The 15,958-nt window shown below is 57.6% G+C and carries 14 protein-coding genes; 6 read left to right on the top strand and 8 right to left on the bottom strand.

Annotation, left to right across the window (positions count from 1 at the left end; translation table 11 throughout):
• Window positions 1-14: 14 nt before the first annotated feature.
• From KO498_RS16925 to coaBC, 3 genes are read right to left on the bottom strand one after another with little or no spacing between them, the layout of a single operon-like run.
• On the bottom strand, window positions 15-1,028 hold the full coding sequence (locus tag KO498_RS16925; RefSeq protein WP_215961095.1) for a HesA/MoeB/ThiF family protein: 1,014 nt from the start codon (window positions 1,026-1,028) through the stop codon (window positions 15-17).
• Window positions 1,028-1,483 (bottom strand): dUTP diphosphatase, encoded by a 456-nt coding sequence (dut, locus tag KO498_RS16930; protein ID WP_215961323.1) that lies wholly within the window; start codon window positions 1,481-1,483, stop codon window positions 1,028-1,030. Before dut ends, KO498_RS16925 begins: the two co-directional genes overlap by 1 nt.
• 45 nt (window positions 1,484-1,528) lie before the next feature.
• Window positions 1,529-2,722, bottom strand: coding sequence for a bifunctional phosphopantothenoylcysteine decarboxylase/phosphopantothenate--cysteine ligase CoaBC (gene coaBC / locus KO498_RS16935; protein ID WP_215961096.1), 1,194 nt, complete (start codon window positions 2,720-2,722; stop codon window positions 1,529-1,531).
• 143 nt (window positions 2,723-2,865) lie between these two features.
• On the opposite strand from coaBC, the gene KO498_RS16940 reads away from it, so the two are divergent.
• Together KO498_RS16940 and KO498_RS16945 are read left to right on the top strand one after the other, a co-directional pair.
• Complete coding sequence (locus KO498_RS16940; RefSeq protein WP_215961097.1) at window positions 2,866-3,549, top strand: glutathione S-transferase; 684 nt, start codon at window positions 2,866-2,868, stop codon at window positions 3,547-3,549.
• Between the two features lie 96 nt (window positions 3,550-3,645).
• Window positions 3,646-5,160, top strand: a complete 1,515-nt coding sequence (locus tag KO498_RS16945; protein WP_215961098.1) for a YifB family Mg chelatase-like AAA ATPase — start codon at window positions 3,646-3,648, stop codon at window positions 5,158-5,160.
• On the opposite strand, the gene KO498_RS16950 is transcribed toward KO498_RS16945, so the two are convergent.
• The 4 genes from KO498_RS16950 to rsmI form a co-directional block, all read right to left on the bottom strand.
• The gene (locus KO498_RS16950; RefSeq protein WP_215961099.1) at window positions 5,126-6,043 is read right to left on the bottom strand and encodes an alpha/beta hydrolase; all 918 of its coding nucleotides are present in this window, start codon (window positions 6,041-6,043) and stop codon (window positions 5,126-5,128) included. The genes KO498_RS16945 and KO498_RS16950 overlap by 35 nt on opposite strands.
• Complete coding sequence (gene gshB, locus KO498_RS16955; protein ID WP_215961100.1) at window positions 6,040-6,975, bottom strand: glutathione synthase; 936 nt, start codon at window positions 6,973-6,975, stop codon at window positions 6,040-6,042. The genes KO498_RS16950 and gshB overlap by 4 nt, the downstream gene beginning before the upstream one ends.
• A gap of 72 nt (window positions 6,976-7,047) precedes the next feature.
• On the bottom strand, window positions 7,048-7,443 hold the full coding sequence (locus KO498_RS16960; protein WP_215961101.1) for a YraN family protein: 396 nt from the start codon (window positions 7,441-7,443) through the stop codon (window positions 7,048-7,050).
• A gap of 34 nt (window positions 7,444-7,477) precedes the next feature.
• Window positions 7,478-8,335, bottom strand: a complete 858-nt coding sequence (rsmI, locus tag KO498_RS16965; RefSeq protein ID WP_215961102.1) for a 16S rRNA (cytidine(1402)-2'-O)-methyltransferase — start codon at window positions 8,333-8,335, stop codon at window positions 7,478-7,480.
• Between the two features lie 111 nt (window positions 8,336-8,446).
• Here rsmI and KO498_RS16970 point away from each other — a divergent pair, with 111 nt between their 5' ends.
• From KO498_RS16970 to murJ, 3 genes are all read left to right on the top strand, one after another.
• Complete coding sequence (locus KO498_RS16970) at window positions 8,447-9,628, top strand: penicillin-binding protein activator (RefSeq protein WP_215961103.1); 1,182 nt, start codon at window positions 8,447-8,449, stop codon at window positions 9,626-9,628.
• Window positions 9,615-12,401, top strand: a complete 2,787-nt coding sequence (locus KO498_RS16975; protein WP_436835949.1) for a [protein-PII] uridylyltransferase — start codon at window positions 9,615-9,617, stop codon at window positions 12,399-12,401. Before KO498_RS16970 ends, KO498_RS16975 begins: the two co-directional genes overlap by 14 nt.
• Before the next feature lie 180 nt (window positions 12,402-12,581).
• Complete coding sequence (gene murJ / locus KO498_RS16980) at window positions 12,582-14,123, top strand: murein biosynthesis integral membrane protein MurJ (protein WP_215961104.1); 1,542 nt, start codon at window positions 12,582-12,584, stop codon at window positions 14,121-14,123.
• On the opposite strand, the gene KO498_RS16985 is transcribed toward murJ, so the two are convergent.
• Entirely contained in the window at window positions 14,120-14,797 is a 678-nt protein-coding gene (locus KO498_RS16985; protein ID WP_215961105.1) for a rhomboid family intramembrane serine protease, read from the bottom strand. The two genes, murJ and KO498_RS16985, sit on opposite strands and share 4 nt — an antisense overlap.
• A 97-nt stretch (window positions 14,798-14,894) precedes the next feature.
• Here KO498_RS16985 and trpS point away from each other — a divergent pair, with 97 nt between their 5' ends.
• Window positions 14,895-15,935: a tryptophan--tRNA ligase gene (gene trpS, locus KO498_RS16990; protein ID WP_215961106.1), complete on the top strand. Its 1,041-nt coding sequence runs from the start codon at window positions 14,895-14,897 to the stop codon at window positions 15,933-15,935.
• The last annotated feature ends 23 nt before the right edge of the window (window positions 15,936-15,958 follow it).

The following is a 15,958-nucleotide window of genomic DNA, read 5'->3' on the forward strand; positions in this document are numbered from 1 at the left end:
GAGAGCAGGCGTGTTCATAAGTTCTTACAGGCCGCGCAATCATCACGCCGTGCCAGTTTTATCTTTCGGCTTTCCCCATAAAGCCCATCATAAATCAGCATCTCTCCACGGGTGACTTGCCCCGCGCCAGTGATCAGCTTGACCGCCTCAAGCGCCATCATCGAGCCGATCACACCCGGCAACGGCCCAACGACACCTGCTTCAGCACATGACGGTGCCAGCCCGTCAGCCGGCGCCTTTGGGAATATACATTCATAGCAAGGCCCGCCGCGCGCCGGATCAAACACCGACAACTGGCCCTCCCATTGCGCAAGCGCCCCTGAAACAAGCGGTTTGCCCAAGGCTACGGCACTGCGATTAACAAGGTATCGAGTGCTGAAATTGTCGGTGCCGTCGATGATAACATCGTAGTCGCCGAGCAACTCGCCGACATTTTCGCCCGTCAGCCGCCGCGCATAGGGCCGCACCTCAACAAAGGGGTTGAGCGCCCGCATAGCCGCCGCAGCAGACTGCACCTTTGATTGGCCGGTGTTTTCATCTCGGTGAATAATCTGCCGTTGCAGGTTTGTGTGTTCAACCGTGTCGTCGTCGATCACTCCGATCGTGCCGACTCCTGCGGCAGTCAAATACATCAAAACGGGCGAGCCCAGCCCACCAGCTCCAACCACCAAAACTTTGGATTGTTTGAGCTTTTTCTGACCGGCACCGCCCAGTTCCCTCAGGACAATATGGCGCGCGTAGCGTTCTAACTCGGTGTCGTTGAACAAGGGTTTCGGTGTTTGCGTTACTTGCGGCCTCGCTCGGGCCTTGAGCACTTTAAGCCCGAGAACATAGCCCGCAACCAGCGAAGCAAGCCCGCCTGCCACTGTCCAGAGTTGCACGCCGTATTCCAAGTGCCAAAGCCCGAAGCCAAGCAATGCAAACAGCGCCAAAGCGAAAAGCACACAAGCCAAAGCGCGTTGCCAACGCAAGTAGCGGTTTAGCGCCCACAAGATTGCAAGTGTTCCAACAAAGGTAACGCCAAACATCAGCTCGCCCCTGTCGAGCCGAAACCGCCCTCGCCGCGTTCAGTTTCGCTCAGACCAACTGCCAACTCAAACTGTGCTTGCACCACCGGCGCAACGATCATCTGCGCAATCCGCGCACCGTGTTTTACGACAAAACCCTCGCGGCCCGCATTGAGCAAAATCACCCCGAGAGGCCCGCGATAGTCAGCGTCGATCGTGCCAGGGCTGTTCGGCAAGGTTATTCCATGCTTCAAAGCCAGCCCGGAGCGCGGCCGTAGCTGAACTTCATACCCCTGAGGGATTTCAAGCCTCAGGCCGGTTGGCACCAACATCCGCGCGCCCGCTTCCAACCTGATCTCGCCACGATCCGGAAAATTGGCGCGCACATCTGCCCCTGCCGCCCCCGCACTTTCATAAGCTGGCAAGCCCAACGCGCGGTCGGCGTCTTCATCCCAGATGATCTTTACAGTGACCAAAGCCAACCCTTCTTCTCTTTCAAAACATCCCCACCAGAGGCACCCTTAGCTCAGTGCTTCGGCGATCCGGCTTGCAAGCTTGCGTGCAACCAAGTCTTTGCTCATGCGCGGCCAGTCTTCAACGCCAGCGTCTGAGATCAGATGCACAGCATTTTCCGCCCCGCCCATGATACCCGTTTCGGGGCTGACATCATTGGCAACGATCCAGTCACAGCCTTTGCGTTTGCGCTTGGCCGTGGCGTTGCTGATCACATCATCGGTCTCAGCGGCAAAGCCGACAACGAGCCCAGGCCTCCCCGACTTCATCTGACTCACTTGCGCCAGAATATCGGGGTTCTCCGCGAACTCCAGCACAGGCAACTCGCCCTTGTTTTTCTTGATCTTGCTGCTGCTCTCACGTTTCACACGCCAATCCGCGACAGCCGCTGCAAACACGCCAGCATCTACTGGCAACGCGGTCTCGACGGCTGCAAGCATTTCGCCCGCACTTTGCACAGCAATCACCTCAACACCCGCTGGCGGCGGCACATCGGCTGGGCCTGTCACAAAAACCACATCCGCTCCGAGCGCCGCCAATGCAGTAGCAACCGCCGTGCCCTGCGCCCCTGACGAGCGATTGGCAATGTAGCGCACCGGATCAATCGGCTCGTGGGTGGGGCCGGATGTTACCAATATCCGCTTGCCATTGAGCGGCCCGCCAGCCAGTGCCGTTTCAACCGCAGCAACAATCTCTAGAGGTTCGGACATTCGCCCGAAGCCAAATTCCCCACACGCCATATCGCCTTCATTGGGGCCGACAACACGCAACCCATCGCCTTGTAAAACCGCGAGGTTGCGTTGGGTGGCAGCATGTTCCCACATCCGCACATTCATCGCTGGTGCAATCAAAACAGGTGTGTCTGTGGCCATCAAAAGCGTGGTAGCAAGGTCGTCAGCGTGACCGCCTGCCATCTTGGCCATCAAGTCGGCTGTCGCAGGCGCAACAACCACCAGATCTGCGATGCGGGAGAGTTGGATGTGGCCCATCTCCGCCTCATCTGTGAGGTCAAACAGATCAGTATAGGCCTTCTCGCCCGCCAACGCAGACACTGACAGTGGCGTGACGAACTCTGTTGCCGCAGAGGTAAGAACAGGCGTCACCGCCGCCCCACGCTCTTTCAGGCGGCGTATTAGATCAAGGCACTTGAATGCAGCAATTCCGCCGCCAATGATCAGTAAAACTCTTTTGCCGTCTAGCACATGAAGCCTCCGCTGGGGTTTGTGTGTTACAGTTAAGCCAGCGCATGCTCAAACTCAATGCCGTGTGAGCAATCAGCATTCGGAATGAAGGCACGCACAAAACAACATTGGTCGTGCCGGCACCGCCGCGTTACCCTGTTTGCATGACATATGATCTTTACATTGGCGATCGCGCCTTTTCGAGTTGGTCCATGCGTGGCTGGCTTATGCTCGAAAAATTCAACCTGCCCCACCGCTCCCATATGGTCGGGCTTTATAGTGGAACGATGGCCGAAGATATGGCCGAACTTGCGCCTGCTCGGCTTGTTCCGACACTGCGCGATGCATACGGCAATGTGGTTTTCGAAACACTCGCCATGGCCGAAACACTTGCCGAACAAAACCCTGACGCGGGGCTTTGGCCTGCCGATGCAGCAGCCCGTGTCTTTGCCCGTTCGATGACCTCCGAAATGCACGCGGGTTTCAGTGCATTGCGTGGCGACTGCCCGATGCAGTTGTTTCATCAATGGGTCGGCTTTAAGCCTTCCGACGCTGTCGAGGCCGACTTGCGGCGCATAGAACAGCTTGTTGGCATGGCGCGCACGCGTTTTGGCAGTGGTGGGCCTTGGCTCTTTGGGCAGTATTCAGTGGCCGATGCGTTTTACGCTCCTGTCGCCGCGCGGATCGCGGGCTTCGGGCTTGAAGTTGACCAGACCTTGCAGGCTTATGTCACCACCACGCTGTCTGACCGGGCATTTCAGCAATGGCGTGCGCTCGGCATCAGCGAAGTATACGAGCCCTTCCCCTATCCGCTCGCCTTGCAAAAAGCACCTTGGCCCGCGACATAGCTTTGCTCGGTAGCCGCCGAATTTTAACTTATCTGATGGGCTGTTAACCGAATGTAAACCATGACTGCCTAACCGTTAACCATAGCGGGAGGCAGCATGGTTGCACGGACATATACTGTTGCGTTTGAGGGTGTCGAGGCGCGCACTGTCGAAGTGCAATGCGCGGTGACGGCGGGCTTGCCAGCTTTTGCTATCGTCGGCCTGCCAGACAAGGCTGTGTCAGAAGCGCGCGATCGCGTGCGCGCCGCGCTTTCCGCCATGTCGATCGCGTTGCCATCCAAGCGGTTAACCATCAATCTGTCTCCGGCCGATTTGCCCAAAGAGGGCAGCCATTTTGATTTGCCGATCGCGCTGGCGCTGCTTGCCGCGCTTGAAATCCTGCCCAAGGACGCTGTTGAAAGCATCACTTCGCTTGGTGAGCTGTCACTTGACGGGGTGCTGATGCCAGTGATCGGCGCTTTGCCTGCTGCCCTTGCTGCTGCAGAGGCCGAGCGCAGCCTGCTGTGCCCGGAAGCCTCAGGCGCTGAAGCTGCTTGGGTAGATGCTGCGCAGGTGATCGCACCGCAAAACTTACTGCAAGCAATTCAACACCTTACGGGGCAACGGCCGATTGATCCGGCAAAGCCAGGTGAAGTTGTTACCCAAGACAACCCGCGTGACTTTTTGGACGTGAAGGGCCAAGAGCGCGCCAAACGCGCTTTTGAAATCGCCGCGGCGGGGCGGCATCACTTGATGATGGTCGGAACGCCGGGCGCGGGCAAATCTATGTTGGCGGCGCGTATGCCGTCAATTTTGCCGCCGCTTTCGCCCGCCGAGGCGCTCGAAACCTCGATGATTCAGTCGCTCTCCGGGCTCATCGAAGCCGGAGGCATTTCGCGCACACGCCCCTTTCGCGAACCACACCACACAGCGTCAATGGCTGCGATTGTCGGCGGTGGACGCAGCGCCAAGCCTGGTGAAATCAGCCTTGCTCATAACGGTGTTTTGTTCATGGACGAATTCCCCGAGTTTTCCCGTGCAGTGCTTGAAACCCTGCGCCAGCCGATCGAAACCGGAGAGGTTGTAGTGAGCCGCGCCAATGCCCACGTGCGCTACCCCTGCCGATTTTTGCTGATCGCCGCAGCAAACCCTTGTAAATGCGGGTATTTGTTTGATCCGGCCCGTGCTTGCGCCCGCGTTCCACAATGTGGTGAAGACTATTTGGGGCGCATATCCGGCCCGTTGATGGACCGGTTTGACATGCGGCTTGACGTGCCGCCCGTCGCTCTGAGTGATCTTGATCTACCGACTGCTGGTGAAAGTTCCGCAGTGATTGCAGCGCGGGTTGAAACGGCCCGCAACTGCCAGGCCGAGCGGTTTGAAAGCCTCAACAACGTGCATTTGAACGCCGATGCCGAGGGAGAGTTGCTTGACGAAATCGCCGCACCTGATGCCGAGGGCCGAGCGTTTTTGCTCAAAGTCGCAGACAAGTTCGGCCTCACAGCGCGGGGCTATCACAGGGTTTTGAGGCTGGCGCGAACGATCGCTGATCTGGAGGGTGCTACAGATGTGCGAGCGCCGCATGTGGCTGAAGCGGTCAGCTTTCGGGTGACGGCGCTGAAAGAGAGTTGATCCAGATTGCGATAGCCTTCAGGCTCCGCTTGGCTTCAGGGAAGTAGTTGTGAAACATCGGCCAGACATGCGGCATATTGTGCGCGATTGTCTCTGTCACAACCACCCCTTGATTGCGAAGTCGCTCGGCCATGCGCTGGCTGTCATCAAGCAGGATTTCACTGTCACTCGCCGCGATCCAAACAGGACAAGCGCCTGCAAAATCGGCAAAAAGCGGTGAGGCGCGCGGATCTTTTGGATCTGCCGACAGCATATAGAGCCCCTGCAAGTCTTGAATCCGCTCAGCGGGTAGCACCACGTCAGAGCGCTTGTTCTCGATGATCGAAGCGCCCGAGAACGTGACATCAGTGAGCGGTGACAACGCGAAAACGCCGGCGGGTTGTGGCAGCTTCAGGCGGCATATTTCACCCAGCAGAGCGAGCACGATACCCCCTCCTGCGCTGTCTCCTCCAAGGATGATGTCTAGCGGATCTGTTGTCGTTAGCAGAGCTTTATAGGCGCTGATCGCATCCTCAACCGGAGCTGGAAACACGTTTTCCGGCGCGAGGCGGTAATCAACCAAGATGGCGCGGGACCGGGCAAAACCGCAAAGCACTGCGAGCATTTTGTGATGGGTTTTCGCAGAGCCCATCACGTAGGCGCCGCCATGAAAGTAAAGGATAACCTTGCTTGAACGGCTGTTGGGAACGCTCACATTTAGCGCGGGTCGCCCACCGAGGGTTGTGCGCTCGCTTACGGTTCCGGCAGGTTTGCGGAATAAATGTTTAGCCTTGAACTCAAAGGAGCTGCGCAGTTTGTTAACGTCAGATGTGCGCGCGAGATGTGTCTTTTCCGTAAGACGCAACCATTGGTTCATAACCAAAGCGCGCAAACTCAAACTCATGCGCGGCGTGCCTCGATGGCCTCCCAGATTTTCTCTGCGATATTGACGCCATCAAAGCGCTCGAGTTCCTGAATTCCGGTGGGCGAAGTCACGTTGATCTCGGTGAGATAGTCGCCGATCACGTCGATGCCAACAAACACCTGCCCTTTTTCTTTCAGCAGCGGGCCAATGCGGGCGCAAATTTCGAGATCACGCGGCGTAAGGCCGACTTTCTCGGGCCGTCCGCCGACATGCATGTTCGAGCGTGTTTCACCCTTGGCTGGCACACGGTTGATCGCGCCGACTGGCTCTCCGTCAACCAAGATAACCCGCTTATCGCCAGCTGAGACATCTGGCAAAAACTTCTGCATTATCAGAGGCTCGCGGCTGTTCGCGGCAAAAAGCTCATGCAGCGAGGCGAGGTTGCGGTCTTCCGGTGTGAGGCGGAACACGCCCGCGCCGCCATTGCCGTAGAGCGGCTTTAGGATCACGTCGTTGTGCTCGGCTTTGAAAGCTTTCAAATCTTCCAGATCCCGTGCGATCATGGTTGGTGGCGTGAGATCAGGGAAGTCGAGCACCAACAGTTTTTCCGGGTAGTTGCGCACCCAAAACGGATCGTTCACGACCAACGTATCGGGGTGAATGCGGTCAAGCAGGTGAGTTGTGGTGATGTAGAACATGTCAAACGGCGGGTCTTGACGCAGCCAGACCACATCAAACTCCGACAGATCAACCTCGGCCTCGTCGCCAAGTGTGAAATGATTGCCGACTTCGCGCCGCACCGTGAGCGGCCAACCGCGGGCAAGAACGCGCCCTTCACGATAGCTCAACCGCTCAGGCGTATAGTAAAACAACTCATGCCCACGCGCCTGAGCTTCTTCGGCAATGCGAAAGCTACTGTCAGCGTTGATATCTATCGGACCGATCGGGTCCATCTGGAAAGCGATTTTCATGGCACAGCCTCTTATGATGTTGAGACATATGTGGCCTAGTTGCGCGCGTGGTTCAATGGGCACAAGAGCAGATCAGGCCCCAAAAGCGTTTTCGATCACCTCGACTTGGCCTGTCTGGTTCACAAGTGCGACATCTATGCGCATGAGGCTTAGGCGACCCTGCGGCAGTTTACTGAGGTAGTCTTCGGCGCTTTGCGCAATGCGCTGCATCTGGCGCGGGCTGATCCGTTCGGCAGCGCGGGCAAAGTCCTTCGCTTTCTTCACTTCGACAAAAACCGTTTCATCGCCGTGTTGAAGGATCAGATCAATTTCACCAGCTGATCCGCGCCAACGTGCAACAACGAGGTTGTAGCCGCGTGCCTGATAGTCCCGCTCGACGATGCTCTCCGCGGCGAGGCCGGAGCAATATGCAACGGCCCCGCGCTCGGAGCGTCTGGAGGGAGACAAGTTTGGCACGGGTACTGACATTGGGACAGTATCACAGTGAAGTGTTGCTCAAAGATTAACCGCGCTGCAATTGCAGGCCCATCTGGTAGATCACGCGGCGCTTTTGCCCTGTATCCTGTGCCAAGGTATCGGCAGCATCCCGCAGGCTCATGGTCTCCATAAGCTCAGCAAGTTGCTTGGACATTTCTTCCTCGGTGATCGTAACGTCGGCGCCTTTGCCGATCAGAACAACGACTTCGCCTTTGAGGTTCTGAGTCGAAAGATCGTGGCTCAGACTGTCGAGCGTTCCCGAGATCACCTCTTCAAAGCGTTTGGTGAGTTCGCGGCAGATACGGGCTTCGCGCTCTCCGCCCAGCACGTCAGCAGCGTCTTTGATCATCGCTGCAACGCGCTTGGGCGATTCGTAGAAGACCAAGGTGCCCGATGTGCTCGAAAGCGCTCGCAGAGCGTTTTTACGCGCGCCTTTGGTGTTTGGCAGGAAGCCTGCAAAGGTAAACATATCAGTCGGCAACCCGCCCAGCGTGAGGGCTGTGACCACCGCCGAAGGCCCGGGCAATGACGTGACGAGATAGCCCCCTGCGCGGGCGTCTTGCACCAGATGATACCCCGGATCGGCGATCATCGGCGTGCCCGCCTCGGAGGCATAGGCGACAGATCGCCCATCCTCCAAAGCCTTTATTATCTTGGGCCGCGCGCGCTCTCCGTTGTGATCATGGTAGGCTATGATCTGCCGGTTCCCGAGGGGAACCCCATGAATTTCCATTAGTTTTCGCAGAGTTCGCGTGTCTTCAGCGGCCAACACATCGGCACTCGCCAGCACGTCTAACGCGCGCAGGGTAATGTCGCGCGCGGTGCCCAGTGGCGTCGCGACAATGTAGAGGCCGGCCTCTAGTTTCACTTCTTTATGATTCACCACTAGACCCTATAGCCTCGACGTTTATGATCGCCCTCGAACCAATCAACGCCGGATCGGGGCTATTGTTGCCTCACCTTACCAGAGCGTCCCAGGGAGAAGAAGTTACCAATGTTTGCTGTTTTGAAATTTGCCCACAAGCCGTTTGTCCGTCTTGTCATATTGCTCAACATTCTGTGGCTCGCCGCCTGTGAGCCGATTTCGCTGAGCACCGACGGCAACGGTGGTAAAGTGAAGGCCGGAGAGCCTGTTGCTGTGGCTCTGTTGTTGCCACGGGGCAGTGCCATTTCCGGTGACGATCTTATCTCGACTGCGCTTGAAAACGCGGCGCGGCTTGCGGCTGCCGACTTGCAAGGTGTCAAAGTTGATCTGCGGGTTTACGCAACAGCAGGCGACGCTGCGCGCGCGCAATCAGCTGCCAGACAAGCGGTAGCAGATGGTGCCCAGATCATCCTCGGGCCGCTACGTGCCGAAAGCGCTAATGCCGTTGCCGTTGCTGTAGCGCCTGAAGGCATAAACGTGCTGGCTTTCTCCAACAACACCACAATCGCCGGTGGCAACCTGTTCTTGCTCGGCTCCACCTTCCAGAACACCGCCAACCGCCTGACAGCCTACGCAAACCGCAACGGCAAAGGCCGCATTCTGGTTGTTCACAACGACCAGATTGGTGGGCAACTTGGCAAAACCGCAATCTTGCAAGCCATCTCGGCAACCGGTGCGACGCTTGCCGGAACTGTCAGCTATGAGCACAGCCAGCAAGGCGTAACAAGCGCGATACCACGGATCAAAGCCGCCGCGACTGCTGGTGCAGCTAACGCGGTTTTCCTGACAGCAACTTCAGACGGGGCCTTGCCATTTTTCGCGCAGCTATTGCCCGAAGGCGGTGTTTCAAGCGCCACGACACAGTTTATCGGCCTGTCCCGCTGGGACATTCCAGCGCAAACGCTGGCACTTCCGGGCCTACAAGGCGGCTGGTTCGCGCTGCCTGATCCGGCGAAATCGGCGCAGTTTAGCAACCGCTACGCCAGCACCTATGGCAACTCGCCACACCCGCTCGCAGCTTTGGCCTACGACGGTGTTGCAGCTGTCGGAGCTTTGGCAAAATCCGGCAAACGCAACGCTTTGTCTAGCGCGTCGCTCACACAAGGTGCGGGCTTTCAAGGCGCCAACGGTATCTTCCGTCTGCGCCCCGATGGCACAAACCAGCGCGGGCTAGCGATTGCCCAGATCAAGAACAACAGTGTTTCAATCATCGACGCGGCTCCAAGTGCCTTCGGCGGTGCCGGCTTCTGATCGGGTGCCTAGCGCCGCTCTCGCCCAGCCTCCGGAAGGCCTGATTTGTGCAGCCGAGCTGATCTTTGATCAGGCCGCGATGTCACAAAAACTCGCGGTAGCGACCGAAGGCGTGCATGACGATGGCGCCCTACGGGCTGCCGTTGTGCCGCTCCTGCTCGCCGCACGCAAGGAAGGGCTCGCAAAAATTGACACTGCATTTGCCGAGGCTCCGCTTGAGGCGGGCAAGGCGCGCATGTCCTATTGCTGGCTCACTGATTGCCTCGTTGTCAGTGCCTTTGAACTGGTTTGCAGCTGCCTCTACCCTCTCGACAAGCCCAAGCCAAACGAGGCATTGGCTGTGATGGCTGTCGGCGGCTACGGGCGCTTTGAGATGGCTCCGCAGTCAGATGTTGATCTGCTGTTCCTGATGACCCGCAAGATCACCGAACGTGCCGAGTCTGTCATCGAGTCCCTGCTCTATGTGCTGTGGGATTTGCGTTTCAAAGTCGGCCATGCGAGCCGCACCGTGAACGACTGTCTCACTCTGGGCGAGGAAGATTTCACCATTCGCACGGCTTTGCTTGAGCGACGTTTTCTGGCGGGCTCTCCTGCCCCCGCCAAAACCCTATCCAAGCGCCTCAGGACCGAGTTGTTTGAAGGCAGTGAGACCGAGTTCATCGACGCCAAACTCGCCGAGCGCGACATCCGCCATGAAAAGCAGGGCGAGCGCTATGTCGTCGAGCCCAACGTCAAAGAGGGCAAAGGCGGTTTACGCGATCTACAGTCGCTCTACTGGATCGCAAAATACGTGCATCACGTTGACAAGATTGAACAACTTGTAAAGCTCAAGGTGTTTCGCCCCGAAGAATACAAGATGTTCCAGAAGGCTGAAAACTTCCTCTGGGCGGTGCGCTGTCACTTGCACCTGATCACCAAGCGGCCCAATGAACAGCTCACGTTTGACCTTCAAGTCGAAGTTGCCGAGCGCATGGGTTACACCGATAAAACCGGCCGCCGCGCTGTCGAGCATTTCATGCAGGACTACTTCCGCAACGCCACCCTCGTCGGTGATCTGACGCGGATATTTTTGACCAAGCTTGAAGCGATCCACGCCAAGCCTGCCCCGCTTCTCCAGCGTATGTTTTCCCGCAAACCGAAGGTGAAACCCGGCTACGAAGTGGTTCACGGGCGTATGGCCGTTGAAAACGAAGCCGCATTCTTGCAAGACCCGCTCAACTTGTTGCGGGTGTTTGAAGAAGGCCTACGAACCGGCCTGCTCATTCACCCTGACGCCATGCGCCTTGTCACGGCAAACCTCGGCCTGATCGACGACGACTTTCGCAACGACAAAGAAGCGCGGCGCATTTTCCTCGATCTGCTGCTCAAACACGGCAATCCCGAGCGCGCTTTGCGACGGATGAACGAGCTTGGCGTGCTCGGGGCCTTCATCCCCGAGTTTGCGCCGATTGTGGCGATGATGCAGTTCAACATGTACCACTCCTACACTGTTGACGAGCACACCATTCAGGTGATCTCGCATTTCGCCCGCATCGAGCGGCTGGAGCTGGAAGAAGAACTGCCTATTTCCTCGGAAATTCTCCGGGAAGGTGTTGACCGTAAGGTACTAATGGTCGCCATGCTGTGTCATGATATCGGCAAGGGCCGTGATCAGGATCACTCCATACTTGGCGCTCAGATCAGCCGCAAAGTCGCGCCACGACTGGGCCTTTCGAAGGCCGACTGCGACACTGTTGAATGGCTGGTGCGCTATCATTTGTTGATGTCGGACATGGCCCAAAAACGTGACATCGCCGATCCGCGCACAGTGCGTGACTTTGCCAAGGCCGTAGGCAGCGTCAAGCGGCTTGATCTGCTTACACTGCTCACAGTCTGCGACATTCGCGGCGTCGGGCCGAGCACATGGAATAACTGGAAGGCTGTGTTGATCCGCGCGCTCTACCGCCAGACACGGCATGCACTTGAAGAAGGCATGGAAGCTCTGGGCCGCGAGAACCGCGGTGCTGTTGCCAAAAAGCTGTTGCGTCAAGAGCTTTCAGGCTGGGACAAAAAGGATATCAAGCGAGAAACAGCGCGGCATTATCCGCCTTACTGGCAAGGCCTGCACGTAACGGCGCATGTGGTTTTTGCAAATCTTCTCAAAGACTTGAAAGACAGTGACGTGCGGATTGACCTGCACCCTGATGAAGACCGCGACGCAACCCGCGCCTGTTTTGCCATGACCGACCACCCCGGCATTTTCAGCCGCATCTGTGGCGCGCTGGCACTGGTCGGAGCCAACATCGTTGATGCCCGCACCTTCACCTCAAACGACGGCTACGTCACAGCGGCCTTCTGGATACAGGACGCCGAAGGCCACCCATACGAAGCGTCGCGCCTGCCCCGCCTGCGCAAAATGATCGAGCGCACATTGGCCGGCGAAGTGATAACAACCGACGCCATGCAAACCCGCGACAAGCTCAAAAAACGCGAGCGCGCCTTTCGTGTGCCAACATCTATTACCTTCGACAACGAAGGCTCCGAGATCTACACGATCATCGAAGTCGACACCCGCGATAGAGCCGGCCTTTTGCATGACCTCACCCGCACACTCGCAGGGCTCAATGTCTATATCGCCTCTGCGGTTATTGCCACATATGGTGAACAGGCAGTTGACACCTTCTATGTCAAAGACATGTTCGGTCTGAAGTTTCACGCCACCCAAAAGCAGCAACTTCTGGAGAAAAAACTGCGGGAAGCCATAGAACAGGGCACCAAACGGGCCCGCGCCTAGAGCGCTTCAAAATCAAGTTGTGCCTCGACCCAATCTCAAAACGCTTCAGGCTTTTTCTTGGTCCAAATATCCTGGGGGGTTTGGGGGGCTAGCCCCCCGTCAACGTTGCAGGGCATTCCCTGCCTTCCTTGCGCGCGCCCTTTAGGGTATGGCTTGTCAAAACAACACCAGAGCAGCCTAATGAAACCCATTCGCCTAATCGCCAGCATCTTTACTGTCGGCTTCTGGACTTTGATGAGCCGGATCCTGGGTTTTGCACGCGACATCCTGATCTCGGCCTACATCGGCCCCGGCCCGCTTATGGATGCCTACGTCGTCGCCTTTCGTTTGCCCAATCTGTTCCGCCGCTTCTTTGCCGAAGGCGCATTCAACGCCGCATTTGTGCCAATGTTCTCAAAGCGGCTGGAAGCTGACGAAGCGCCAGAGGCTTTCGCCTCCAATGCGCTCAGCTGGCTTAGTTTCGCCGTTCTAACGCTCACGGGGCTGGCCTTGGTGTTCATGCCCGCTCTGGTTTGGCTCACGGCAGAGGGTTTCTCAAACGATGCACGTTTTGACTTGGCCACAGGCTTTGGCCGTATCGTCTTCCCCTATATCTTTTTTATCTCTCTCGCTGCGCTGTTCTCCGGAGTGCTCAACGCCACGGGCCGTTTTGCCGCCGCCGCTGCGGCGCCTGTGTTGCTAAACATCATGCTGGTCGCGGCAATGCTTTTTGCAGCCTATAGCGGCGGCGAAGTCGTTAAGGCGCTGATCTACACCATCCCTTTTGCCGGCCTTGCGCAATTGGCGCTGGTCTGGCTTGCTGCCGAGCGCGCCGGCATGCGCATCCGCCCGCACATCCCCCGCCCTTCAGCCGAAATGGCGCATCTCTTGCGTGTCGCCCTGCCTGCCGCATTGGCGATGGGCGTTGTGCAGATCAACCTCGTTGTTGGCCAGCTTGTCGCCTCGGATTTTGAGAAAGCCGTTAGCTGGCTTTATGCCGCCGACCGCCTCTATCAACTGCCATTGGGTGTGGTCGGTATCGCTGTTGGCATCGTCCTGCTGCCCGATCTGTCGCGCCGCCTCAAGGCCGGAGACGACACTGGCGCCCGCGCCGCCTACTCGCGCGCATCAGAGGTGTCTTTGGCACTCACAATTCCCGCAGCGATTGCCCTGATCGTGATCCCCCTTCCGCTGATCTCGGTGCTTTTTGAGCGTGGGAACTTCACCGCTGACGACGCCGCCTCAACGGCATTGGCCGTGGCGGTCTACGGCCTCGGCTTGCCTGCATTTGTCTTGCAAAAAACGCTACAACCGCTGTTTTTCGCCCGCGAAGACACCAAAAGCCCGTTTCGCTACGCGCTGGTCGCAATGGTGGTGAACCTTGTGCTGGCCTTTGGCCTCAAGCCCTATATCGGCTGGCTTGCCCCTGCGGTTGCGGCCTCGGCTGCAGCTTGGCTCATGGTGGCGCAGCTTGGCTTTGGCGCTCGCAAGTTTGGCACCGTCACCAAGTTTGATGCCCGTTTCAAATCGCGCATCTGGCGGATTATTCTTGCTGCCGCGCTCATGGGGGCCTTGCTGTTCTGGCTCAATCTCGCGCTTTCTCCGATGTTCGACGCGGGTGCGCTGCGCTACCTTGCCTTGGTCATCTTGATCCTTGCAGGGATCATCGGCTACTTCGGCTTGGGGCAACTTCTCGGCGCATTTCGTCTGGCCGAATTCAAGGCAGCAGCGCGGCGTGGCTAAGCCCGCCGGATACGCGCTCTGAGCCGTGCAAAGCCGCCGGGGCTGACAAGAAATGACAGCCCAAAGCCTGTGGCAAAACCTGCAAGTTCGGCGATCCAGGCTGTGCCAGCACCGAACAGCACTCCGAGCACAAGCTGTATGAAAAGCAGCATACCAATGAGCTGAAAGGCTTTGATCTGGCTTTCACCCATCGTTTTAAGCCGCCTCCATAGGATAAAACTGAAGGCTCCGATAAGGCCATACCCCCCCGGCAGCGCACCGATCAGGTAGGATTGATCCCCTGAAACAAGCCCCCAAACCAGCCCACCGGCAACACTTGCGCCAAAGAATATCACCACAACGGCGAGCGCATGGAAGCTGTCGCCAACGAACTTGCCCAGCGCCAGAGTGATCACTGCACCGAAGACCATGCCGATGAAATCACCATGCAAGAAAGGATAGGTCACAAAGCGTGAAAGTTCGGCCAAGGGCCACTCTCCCCGCTCAACCATTAGCGGCACCAGCCTGCCAGGCAGCCCGTAGTCTTGCACCGCAGCAAGCCGCCAGCCGATACCCAGCCTGCCGCCGATGACGCCCTGTTCGGCCAGCGTAAAAACGCCTTCAACAGCGACCATGACGCAAAATAGCGCGATCACCACCGGTGCAACTTTTCCGACTGCGCTGTCTTCGCTCATCTTGGTCTCCCGCGGGCCTCCGCTTGACGTTCTGAAACCTCATGGGTAAGCCAGCCGCAAGCAATTATCCAGACAGCTCTTTGATCGGAGAGACAGCATGAGTGACACGCCGCAAACACCACCAGGCATCCAGGGTTACACACCACGGGTTTTCTCGGGTATCCAGCCATCGGGCGACTTGCATCTTGGCAACTATCTCGGCGCGCTCAAGCGCTTTGCTGACTCACAAAACCAGGGTATCGAAACGGTTTATTGCATGGTTGATCAACATGCGATCACTGTATGGCAAGACCCTGCCGAGCTTAAGCGCTCGACCCGTGAGTTGGCGGCAGGTTTTATTGCCGCGGGCATTGATCCGGACAAGTCGATCCTGTTCAACCAATCGCAAGTTGCCGAGCACTCGCAGCTTGCTTGGGTGTTTAACTGCGTGGCGCGCATGGGCTGGATGCAACGCATGACCCAGTGGAAAGACAAGGCCGGGAAGAACTCGCAAAACGCATCGCTTGGCCTGCTAGCCTACCCCTCGCTGATGGCGGCAGATATTCTGATTTACCACTCCACACATGTGCCTGTGGGCGAAGACCAAAAGCAGCATCTTGAGCTGACGCGTGATATTGCCACCAAGTTCAACAACGACTTCGGCGTTGATTTCTTTCCAATCACCGAGCCAGTGATTGAAGGAGCAGCGACGCGGGTGATGAGCCTGCGCGACGGCTCAAAGAAGATGTCAAAGTCTGACCCGTCAGCTGCCAGCCGTATCAACATGACTGACGACGCCGACACGATTGCCAAGAAGATCCGCAAAGCCAAGTCGGACGCCGACGCCCTGCCCTCGGAAGCCAAAGGCCTTGAGGAGCGTGCCGAGGCGCGCAACCTTGTCAACATCTACGCGGCATTGTCTGATATGACGGTTGACGCGGTTCTGGCAGATGTCGGCGGCAAACAGTTCAGCGAATTCAAGCCCATGCTGGCTGACCTTGCGGTTGATAAGCTCGCGCCTATTTCAGCCGAAATGGCCCGTTTGATGCAGCACCAAGACGAGATCGACGCAACCCTGCGCAAGGGAGCCGCACGCGCTCGTGCTATCGCCGCGCCGATCCTTGCGAAAACTTATGATATCGTCGGGATGATCCGCTAGCACGTTTCCCGCTTTACCCTTTG

It is taken from the genome of Lentibacter algarum, assembly GCF_018860975.1.
GTDB classification, from domain to species: Bacteria; Pseudomonadota; Alphaproteobacteria; order Rhodobacterales; family Rhodobacteraceae; genus Lentibacter; species Lentibacter algarum_A.

Excerpts from the sequence above, each read along its gene's own strand:
- KO498_RS16985 (WP_215961105.1), bottom strand. The coding sequence starts at position 14,797 with ATGAGCGAAGACAGCGCAGTCGGAAAAGTTGCACCGGTGGTGATCGCG.
- KO498_RS16950 (WP_215961099.1), bottom strand. The coding sequence starts at position 6,043 with ATGAGTTTGAGTTTGCGCGCTTTGGTTATGAACCAATGGTTGCGTCTT.
- KO498_RS16945 (WP_215961098.1), top strand. The coding sequence starts at position 3,646 with ATGGTTGCACGGACATATACTGTTGCGTTTGAGGGTGTCGAGGCGCGC.
- KO498_RS16960 (WP_215961101.1), bottom strand. The coding sequence starts at position 7,443 with ATGTCAGTACCCGTGCCAAACTTGTCTCCCTCCAGACGCTCCGAGCGC.
- KO498_RS16940 (WP_215961097.1), top strand. The coding sequence starts at position 2,866 with ATGACATATGATCTTTACATTGGCGATCGCGCCTTTTCGAGTTGGTCC.
- murJ (WP_215961104.1), top strand. The coding sequence starts at position 12,582 with ATGAAACCCATTCGCCTAATCGCCAGCATCTTTACTGTCGGCTTCTGG.
- KO498_RS16970 (WP_215961103.1), top strand. The coding sequence starts at position 8,447 with ATGTTTGCTGTTTTGAAATTTGCCCACAAGCCGTTTGTCCGTCTTGTC.
- gshB (WP_215961100.1), bottom strand. The coding sequence starts at position 6,975 with ATGAAAATCGCTTTCCAGATGGACCCGATCGGTCCGATAGATATCAAC.
- KO498_RS16925 (WP_215961095.1), bottom strand. The coding sequence starts at position 1,028 with ATGTTTGGCGTTACCTTTGTTGGAACACTTGCAATCTTGTGGGCGCTA.
- trpS (WP_215961106.1), top strand. The coding sequence starts at position 14,895 with ATGAGTGACACGCCGCAAACACCACCAGGCATCCAGGGTTACACACCA.